This is a genomic window from Bradyrhizobium sp. STM 3809, from assembly GCF_000239795.1.
Taxonomy (GTDB): Bacteria; Pseudomonadota; Alphaproteobacteria; order Rhizobiales; family Xanthobacteraceae; genus Bradyrhizobium.
Map to the genome: position 1 here is coordinate 1 of NZ_CAFJ01000603.1, position 9,304 is coordinate 9,304.

Annotated in this window: 6 protein-coding genes and 1 pseudogene; 1 reads left to right on the forward strand and 6 read right to left on the reverse strand. The window is 58.0% G+C overall.

From position 1 onward, the window contains the following. Positions 1 to 884: pseudogene (locus BRAS3809_RS27260) on the reverse strand (O-antigen ligase family protein); the annotation flags it as partial. 55 nt (positions 885 to 939) lie between these two features. Continuing rightward, complete coding sequence (locus tag BRAS3809_RS27265; RefSeq protein ID WP_201767129.1) at positions 940 to 2,262, reverse strand: polysaccharide biosynthesis/export family protein; 1,323 nt, start codon at positions 2,260 to 2,262, stop codon at positions 940 to 942. Positions 2,263 to 2,706: 444 nt separating this feature from the next. Between BRAS3809_RS27265 and BRAS3809_RS27270 the strand changes: the two genes are divergently transcribed. Further along, positions 2,707 to 3,021 (forward strand): hypothetical protein, encoded by a 315-nt coding sequence (locus BRAS3809_RS27270; RefSeq protein WP_008965232.1) that lies wholly within the window; start codon positions 2,707 to 2,709, stop codon positions 3,019 to 3,021. A 125-nt stretch (positions 3,022 to 3,146) separates the two neighbouring features. Here BRAS3809_RS27270 and BRAS3809_RS35195 read toward each other — a convergent pair. From BRAS3809_RS35195 to BRAS3809_RS27300, 4 genes are all read right to left on the reverse strand, one after another. Beyond that, positions 3,147 to 4,086 (reverse strand): IS630 family transposase gene (locus tag BRAS3809_RS35195; protein WP_170323340.1). Its coding sequence is split into 2 segments (ribosomal slippage): positions 3,147 to 3,743 and positions 3,745 to 4,086, totalling 939 coding nucleotides; the frame shifts between segments, so codons are not numbered across the junction. Between the two features lie 217 nt (positions 4,087 to 4,303). Then, positions 4,304 to 6,520 carry an AAA family ATPase gene (locus BRAS3809_RS27285; protein ID WP_063824020.1) on the reverse strand — a complete coding sequence of 739 codons (2,217 nt, stop codon included), beginning with the start codon at positions 6,518 to 6,520 and terminating at the stop codon, positions 4,304 to 4,306. 397 nt (positions 6,521 to 6,917) lie between these two features. After that, positions 6,918 to 8,048, reverse strand: coding sequence for a glycosyltransferase family 4 protein (locus BRAS3809_RS27290; RefSeq protein ID WP_035658948.1), 1,131 nt, complete (start codon positions 8,046 to 8,048; stop codon positions 6,918 to 6,920). A 454-nt stretch (positions 8,049 to 8,502) separates the two neighbouring features. Next, on the reverse strand, positions 8,503 to 9,304 hold an 802-nt coding region (locus BRAS3809_RS27300; RefSeq protein ID WP_139017453.1), incomplete at its 5' end, for an oligosaccharide flippase family protein.

The window sequence follows — 9,304 nt, forward strand, 5'->3', positions numbered from 1 at the left end:
CCTAGCCAAACCACGATAATGCAGATCGCCAGTGCCGCCCCGGGAAAAGCATAAGTCAGACGAAAGTTGAACGTCCTTCTGATGAGAAGGAACAAGGCCAGGAAGGCACCTATACTGGTGCAGATGAGCCCCCCGCGCGACGACGTCAGCAGCACGGCGCACAGGCAGAGGAGGGCCGCTGCGGAGAACAGGAGCGACCTGAAGGCGAGTGTCTCGTTCCAGGGCATCAGCAGAAGGAAGCGGATCGAAGGCGCTTCGATCGCCCGCAGGGAGAGAACAGCCCTGCATAACCACAAGATAAAACCAAGGCCCATGAAGGTCGCCGCGGTGTTGCGGTTGATGAAGGTCGCGGTCAGCATGCCCTGATAGGCCACCTTCGATTCCCACAGAATCATATTTGGCGTCACCACCAGGGCGGCGATGCCGTAGGCGGCATAGATTAGAAGGGCGTAACGTGCGACGCGAAACAAGGTGTCGGTCCGCCGCCGCGACACCCCGACGAAAAAGCCGTTCAGAACACCGACGCAGAGCAGCACTAGGTGCCCGATCGCCTCGCCGGGGACTTGCGCCCGTGCTGAGATCCGCTGGGGGAGTTGGAGGCCAAGCAATACGTTAGCCTTGCTCCAGCTGGGATCGCCAAGCCGCTCCGAGAGGCCCGGGAAAATCTGCAGTCCCATGGCACCAGCATAGACGAAGCAACCAGTCAGAAACACCAGCAAGAGCCGGATTTGATTGGTGTCGAGGGGGGCGCTGAGTCCAAGAAGCACGCCCAGCGACAGAACGATGACCCATATGACCACGGCAAGCTGGTCAACCGAACCGAAGAACAACGGAGCGAGCCCGAATGCTCCAAGCGTCAACCAGAGCTGAAGCGACCTCGCCATGCCGAGCGGCAATCCGGATATGATCAGGGCCCAGTAAGGCTAGTGAAGCCGAGGTTCACCACCTCGTCTTCACCGCCGTGTTCACGCTTGTCACCGCGGCTGCGGTGTTGCCGGTCGCATTCGCCGTATTATTAATCAGGGTCAGGAGCTTGTAGTAGTCGACAACCTTCGCATTCGCGACGTACATGACATCTTTGGTGCGCATCTGGAAGCCAGAGGCCAGGAGAAGGCCAGACGGATCCCGCAGGTTGACGTGATAGATCGTCGGGATCCGGTCGTAGGGGAAGCGGGCGGTATCGATCCCGAACTTCTGCAGCAACGGCCGGTCCTCATAGCGGTAAATAAACACTTCGGCCGGATCGGATTGGTTGTCGTTGAGACCACCCGCCTTGCCAATCGCCTGGGCGAGCGTCAGCGTTTCCGTGTCAAAAGAAATCTCGGAATTGAAACCAAAGACGTTCTGATTGAGAGCCCCGAGCGCGGTAAATGTCGGCGACTCGCGGGTGACAAAGATCACATCGTTCGGCCGGATGAAGATGTTCTCGTTGGGGTCATGGACGACCCTGCTGAGTAGCACTTTCACCCGCTTCCCATCGCGCTGAAGCGTAATGTAGCTCTCGATCGCTTCGTATTTTGGACCACCGGCGCGCGCGATCAAGGCCAGGAGGCGCTCACCGACGCTATTCAAAGCCAGAACGCCGGGCGTGTTGACGTCCCCCAGAACGCTCACCACGCTCGAATGCTGTTGGTTCAAGCTGACGACGACTTGCGGCTCGATCGCGCGGTTGCGGAGGCGTGCTACGACGGCCTGCTGGATTTCGGGCAGGGTCCGGGCCGCCGCCGGGATCTCCCCTGCATAGGGCACATAGATGTTGCCGTTCTGGTCCACGGCCTGGGGCGGCAGATCGACGAAGTTGCCGGGGCGTGCACCGGCCGCCGTTGCGGGGGTGAACAGACCACCGGGCGCGGCCTCGAAGATCGAAACATTCAGAACGTCGCCAACTCCCGCGACCTGTACGGGCTTGGGTCGCTTGTCCGGAAATGCGCCTTGAAAGCTGATGAGGTTTGGCTGCGAGAGAAACCCAATCGTATCCGCGCTCACGTCGACCAAAGCATAGGGCAGCGCTGCGTTGGAGCGCAGGCCGGCCGTCGCAGTTGCTTCGATTGCATCACTTTTGGGACCGGTCCCCGGCAGGACCGCGCAACCTTGCAAAACGACTGCGACCGTCAACGCGCACATTGCGCGTGACAAAAATGCCAGCCTCCCAGCGGGCGCTGATACCGTGCGGTTTGGCTTGGCTGATCCTGCAGAGCAGGGCGACGCGAGAGGGGCGATATTGCCGGTCTCGGTCCTGAAAAATGCGCTCTCGGATGCCATGTGTTCTGTCGACTTAATTGGGCCAAGCCTAAGCTTGGCCGACCCAGTTCCCCAAGTGTCCGGACCCTACAGGTGGAGGAATTCCACTGAAAGAGCGTGGTCGTGAAAGCGTACCAGTTTTGGTCACAAGTTGCAGATGTGCCACAGCACCTTAAGGGTTGAAATATCCCTTGGATCGCCTTTTGGCGTGCTCCATCCGTCGGTTCGCTGTCTGATTGCATTTTTCGAAATGCGATCATAAGTTGTGATTCGTGGCTTAAACTGCCCTAGCGGATACACGCGTAGGGCGGGCAAGTACTCGTTAAGGTTTTGCTAGGATTTTGGGTGGAGACTGGTTGCTGGGATGTCTCGTTGAGGCCTCGAACGAGGTCCGCGGCGGTGATTGTACGGTACTTTGAAACCTCCGAATCGTGGTATCCTTGAGTTTGGGGTTGAGGATCGACCATGGGATATGCTGCGTTCGCGCTTGCCATCTTAGGCCTGGGGCTGGGCTTGACGTCTCGGGTTTGGGCCTTGGTTCCGGTCGTCATGCTGCTCTTCCTGGCAACGGTGAGCTTGGCCTTCCAGCAGGCTTTGGGTGTTCTGGAAACGGCGCTATTTACGGTTGCGGCTCAAGTCATCATCCAGGTGTGCTATTTTGTTGGCCTGGTTGTTCGCGTCACATTTGGACCGCCGCGCCAGCCGAGCATGAAACTCGCGAGCAAGTCGCCGAGCTTCGGAGACTTGCGGGCACATCGGCTCGGTCGACGCGCGACGTGAGTGGTCGAGCGCCTGCAATGGGCCGCCGACACATATATTCGCGGAGATCTCTAGGGGGCACGAGCCCTCACGGAACAGCGCTTCCGCGGCATCACCCCTTGGTAGTGTTCTAAAGCGGGATGAGATTAAGTTCGATATCCCGAGTTTTTGAGGTAGTTGGCACATTCTTCTGCGGAGAAGGCGTCGAGAGCGACGGCAATTGCGGCGCAAACCGTGTCGACGGTTCGCGCCGCGGCCTTGCGTAGAAGGTGCTTGAGCTTCGCGAAGACCTGTTCGATCGGGTTCAGGTCGGGCGAGTATTTCGGCAAGAAGAAGATCCTGGCTCCTACCGAGCGGATCAATTGCCGGACGGCTTTGCTTTTGTGGCTACCGAGATTGTCCAGGATCACGGTATCGCCCGGAGAAAGGGTTGGCAGAAGAACGTGCTCGACATAGGCGCGAAAGCTTTTGCCGTTGATCGGCCCTTCAATGAACCACGGCGCATCAATGCGGTCGTGGCGTAGTGCCGCCAGAAAGGTCATGGTTTTCCACCGTCCGTGAGGGACTTTGGCGGTCAGCCTGTTGCCACGCGGGCTCCATCCCCGCAACGGTGCCATGTCTGTCCTGGTCCAGGTCTCGTCGATAAAGACAAGACGAGTAGCGTCGACGCGATCTTGATATTTCCTCCATTGCCCTCGTCGCCGCGCCACATCAGGACGATCGCGTTCGCCAGCCTCCACGCTTTCTTTTGAAGCTGAGCTTCTCGGCATGAACGAATTCCCAAACCGAACCGTAATCGACTTTCAGCCCGCGTTCAGCGAGCTCGGCCACCAGCCCTCTTAAGGTGAAATCATTCGCTCTGATCCGCTGTTGCAGCCACACGGCATGCTCACCCGAGATCGCCTTGGGCTTATGGCCGCCCATCTGGCCAGGTTCGATGCTGCCTGTTTCCTCCTCAAGCCTGGCCCAATTGATCGCCGTGCTGATCGCGATCCCAAACTGCTTGGCCGCCTTATTGCGAGACATCCCGCCCTTGATCGCGGCGACAACTCGCTTTCGAAGGTCCAGAGAATATGGTGCGCCCATCCGTGCTGGCCTCCTTCCCAGCCAGCACGGTGAATCAGAAACACGCCGATTTGGGAATCCCAAATCGATTCAGCCTATTCTCATCCCGCTTTAACGAGCTTTTCCGGTTGAGTCACCAAGCGGCTCGGGCCGATCATCGACGCACGATCATTCCTTCACGAGCAGTGACCTGGCGGCGAAGCCTTCCTCGACCGAGCGCTAACCAAGTGTTAGCGCCTCATGCGAACTCGTAGTATCTTGAGCTTCGTTTTGATCGTCCTTCAAACCGCCGCAGGGCCGCTTCATCAACTTTGTTGAGAATCACTCCGACGACGCGATCGGTGATGGAAGGCGAGGCTGACAGAGCGGCAAGCACCTCGGAGGCGCGCGTCTCATTCCAATTAACAACGAGAACAAACGCGTCAAAGGTCGAAGCCGCCGCGACGACGTCAACAACTGGAAGGATCGGCGGAAGGTCGACCAATACGTAATCATATTTGCCCTTGGCGGACTTCAGCGCCTCCGACACGCGCGGCGAGTTGAGAATGTCGGCGCCGCTCGAGGGGCGCAGGAGGGCGCTCGCGGGCACGAAATCGAACCCATGGGCGAGGTCGGAAATGATGACCTCCTCGAAATCAACTTGACCCGCCCTCAGTTCGATCAGTCCAGACTGCTTTGCATAGCCGAGCATTCTGGTCATCGACTGCTTGCGAAGGTCTCCATCGACCAGCAGCACGCGGTGTTGATTCTTTGCCAGGAACGTCGCTAAGCCGGCCGCTGTGGTCGTCTTGCCTTCGCCGGGGCGCGCCGAAACCATTCCTATGATCTTGCTCCCCTCCTGTTTCAGCTCGAGCGCAAGCTTCACCGCGCGAAGCGCCTCGGCTGTAGCCGAGAATGGACCTGCGTCGACGATTTGCCGAAATGCAGCTTCGGGCCTCTTCGAGCCGCGCCGGCCTAACCCAAGCCTTTTCCTGCCGGCATCAGGCAGATTGGCGAGACAGGGCTTTTGCGCAACGCGCTCGACCTCTTTGCGCGTGCGCAAGCCGCGGTCAGTCCTGTTTCTGACGAGCGAGGCAAGGACGCCGAAGCCCAGGCCGTACAACGCCGATAACATGAGGATCTGGCTCGAAATCGGTGCAATCCGAAACCCGGGACCTGCCTCGTGGACAATTCTCGACGAATTCGCTGGCACCGGCTGCTGCTGCGCGGTTTGAGTGAAGCGGGCTAGGAAGGTGGCATAATTGCTCTGATAGACCTTTGCGGTGCTTTCCAGCTCACGCAGCTTGGCCTGCAATTGTCGGGTTGCCGCGGACTGCTGAAACACTTCATCCAGCTTCTTGTTGAGTTCGTCCTCATGCGCCTTGGCGATCTGGACCTGACTTTTGTAGCCCTCGGCGAGGCGCCCAATCTCGTCCCAGATCGCTTGCTGGCGTGCCGCCATTCTTTCGCGCAACTGGACAGCGGCTTGGTGATCCGTCCCATACCGCGCACTCAATTCGGCCTCTTTGCTCTTGTCTTTCAGAAAGTCGTCCCTGAGCCCGTTGATCACAGGGCTGTTGAGCGCGTCCGGCACCGCGGGGCTGGAAACGTCGAAATCCTGTGACTTGCTGCGCTGAACGAGAACATGCGTGATCTGCTCGAGCTTGGCCTGCGCCTGGATGGTCTCTGCGCGCGATTTGGCTAACTCCTTCGCGAGCTTGTCCAACTCGACCTCACTTGCGAGCCGACCTTGCGAGCCCAGAATAATGGCATTCTGGAATTTGAAATCCTGTACGGCCTGCAGGGACTCCTGTACCTGCTTATGAAGTTCAGCCACCCGCTTCTCAAGCCAGGTATTCGTTCGAATCGATGTTTCGAAGTAAGATTGCAGTTGGTCCTCGATATACGCCTGTGCGATAGCATTAGCTACTTCGCCCGCCAGAACTGGATCTCGCGAGGTATAGGTGATTTCCTCAATATAGCTCCGCCCAACGCGGACGATGCTGAGGTTGCTGGCGACGGTCGAGACGGCGCAGCGAATGCGCGCCTCACTCGGCGGCAGACTTGTTTTGGAAGGAGAAAAAATCGCAAACAGCCCACGATCGGGACATTCAAATTCGGGATTCTGATCGAGGCGAAGCCTTGAGACGACTGTCGCGATGACCTTTTCGGACACCGTTGTTTCGATTTCGGTCTCGACCGCCGCGTCATCCACGAGCAGATTTTCGATTGTTAGGTCCGAGCGAATCCAGACGTCTTTTTTGCTGCCGATCATAATTGAGGCTTGGGAAGCATATTTCGGGGGGGTGAGGGCAATGTTGGCAATGCCGGCCCCGATCGCCAAAGTCGTCGTCGCTATAAGCAGACGCCAGTGCCGAAGCAGATACTCTCGCACCACAAGGAGGACGCCTCGGATGGAATCCGGGTTATCGGCCACGGCCGATAAGTTTGGTCCTGTCGTCTCGATTCCAATCATCCGTGCTACCCTTCTCGGGCCCATCCTTAGCATTCTTCCAAGTCTTATGCATTTGTCATCGCGGGTGATTTCACCGCGGCCGGGGCATGCGGCCGGACGGTCTGCCCCTCGCCCCAGAATCGCGTCCAGAGCGATCCCAGTCTCCTGCAAAACCAGGGGCGGCTGTATCGATGGCATAAATCGCCCCTCCCACTTCGTTCAGATGTCTCCGCATGAAGCAGAAGAAATATGAGCTTTTCCACGGGGCAACCACACGAGACGATGTTGAGCCAGCTTCGGTTTTCCCAAAGCGATAACAGGAGGGCCGGACATCAATACGTCGGGATTGCCCATCGCTCATTGCGGCTATCGAAGAGGGAGGCTGAAGCGTCGTCGCTCAGGCCAAGTCTGATTTGGATCAGGAATTGAGCGCGACTTCATAATAGTCATCCCAGAAGCGCGACGCGTCCTGGCTTCCGAAGTGGGTCGCGATCGTCTGGCGTGCTGCGACGCGCATTCGGGCCAATACGCCAGGCTCTTCATGGGTTCGTACGATTGCGTCGAGCGCCTGCTGCGCTAGACGTTCGACCTCGTCAGTGAACTTCGCTTCAAAGGCCGGACTGTCGCGATTTGCGGTGTTCGATTCGATCCACTCTCCGTACTCGTCGGTTGGTAGGTCGAGCAGAATGCCATTCTGGCCGTCACGAATGAACTCGGGGAGCGCGCCCTGTCGCGTGCCGATCACCGGGCAGCCAACGGCCATCGCCTCCAACGCACTATAGCCGAAGGTGTCGCTGAACGTGGTCAGAAGCGAAAAATCGGAGTAGCGAAAGAGGTCCATGACGGCGGCATTGTCAATCGGGCCCAAGAGGGTTATTGCCGGATGCTCAAGCCTGCGAAGCCAATCATCGAAGTACCCCTCGCGCTGCGGATCTGTCCAAATTCCGCGTCCCATGGTGAGCGTGGAGGCGATGGTCAGGTGTAGCGCAATCCCGCGCGCTGCCGCTAGTTCGGCAAGACGTATCGCGACGCAGCCCCCTTTTCGAGCAAAGTGATTGCCTACGAAGCTGACCCGAATGTGGTCGGAGATTCTTGGTTCGTCTGGCTCGACCAAGTCCGGTAGGGGAAGATTCGGAAAGCGCACGATGGTCTTGGCGAGCAACACGTCTGCCTCGGGCGCATCAGCGTGGACGGCCTCGAAGATTCTGCGTGCGTGTTCGGAAATCGCGATGATGCCCCGGCAACGCGGACTGGCTAGTGATCTGCGCAAGGTTCGGAAATAAGCGGTCTGCTCTAGCCCATACGCGCGAGGCAGGTGGGATTCAAAGCCGATGATGTAAGGCGTTGTGCCTATCGGCAGGCGATTGAATGCATGGACGAGATCGAAGCGACGCGGCGGCAGAGGGTTGAAGAGGGTAATTCCCTCGATCTTCGTGCTGACGTAATTGAGAGGGAGGAACGTCCGATGCTCGATCCGGTGGCGGCTGTGGCGCGGACCGTTGAAGCGCCATGGATATCGCGTCGGCGTAAGAATTGAGAGCGTCTTCAACTCTGAACTTCCCGAGACATTTGATTTTCCGGCGCTCGATCGTCATCGGGCAGGCAGGGCGTCAGTGCGAGGAAATGAAAGGCCTTCTGGCATGAACGCCCCGCGGGCCGAAATTTAATCGAACGATATGACATCTTTTTCATCTTGCGAAGAAAGTCGCGCGGTTACGGGGTGTCGATTGGTCCTGCTTGGGCACTCAGCAACTTATGAGGAATGATCCGGTCTCGCACCTCTGCTGGTTTAATTTGCGTCCTCATCGGGCTGAGAATGCGCACGTTGGCGGCGCCGGACTGTGCGTAGTCAGAGCTGAAGAGTCCAGTTACGGTCTGGCCTACGGTTAACTGGCTGAGCGTCGGCTGGTGCTGCAAAGCTGTCATTGCCGTCAAATTCTTGGCGATCGGTATAATGAGAACGCTCGGCGCGAGAACAGTTCATCCGGGTTGCGACACTCTGTCTAGCGGCGTGCGAAGATTAGTCGGCGGACGGCCAGCACGTCTGCTCGAAACGTCGCTCCAGAAAGAAATGCCAGCATCCCAATATATATGATAACACCGATCAGAACACAGATAGCAAAATCCAGGAGCGTTGATGTTCGGTCGGTAAGCGCCGTTCTGAGCACAATGATTCCGGGAATCATCATCCCGGAAGCGAGTAGCGGCCCTATTGTCTGAGCCGCAGATTTGACCTTCGAGAATCCGCTCGTTTGGAGCGCATAGTAGGTGCAGACCACACCACTTAAGACGGTGCCCGCCGAAACGCCAGCAGCTATTCCGGCCGAGCCGAAAGCCAAGCCTGCCGAGATCCCAACCAGCAGGAACAGCGCGCGAACCACGCTGATTTGAAACTCGACATCGGTTCGCCCCAAGCCGATGACCATCGCCGAATTCAAGACGAAGACCATCTGGACAATACCGAACGGGGTGAGGAGTGCAATCAAACCTGCCGTGCCGCGCCACGCGTCGGTCAACGCTAGCTTGATGATGAGATCTGAGGTCAGGGCAAGCCCGGTCAGGGCAGGAACGATGATTAGCAGGATCATTCGCAGGGAGCCAACATAAAGCCCTTCTGGCCTCTGCCCCTTGCGGTGGCTTTCGGCAACAGCGGGCATAATCGCGTAATGGATGCCGCCAAGGACCTGACAAGGCATGTTGACCAGTTGATAGGCCAATGCATAGCGGCCTAGTTCGGTTGGCCCCAACAGGGTTCCGACAAGAATATTGTCCACGTTCGTACCGATGAATGTGATTACTTGGGAA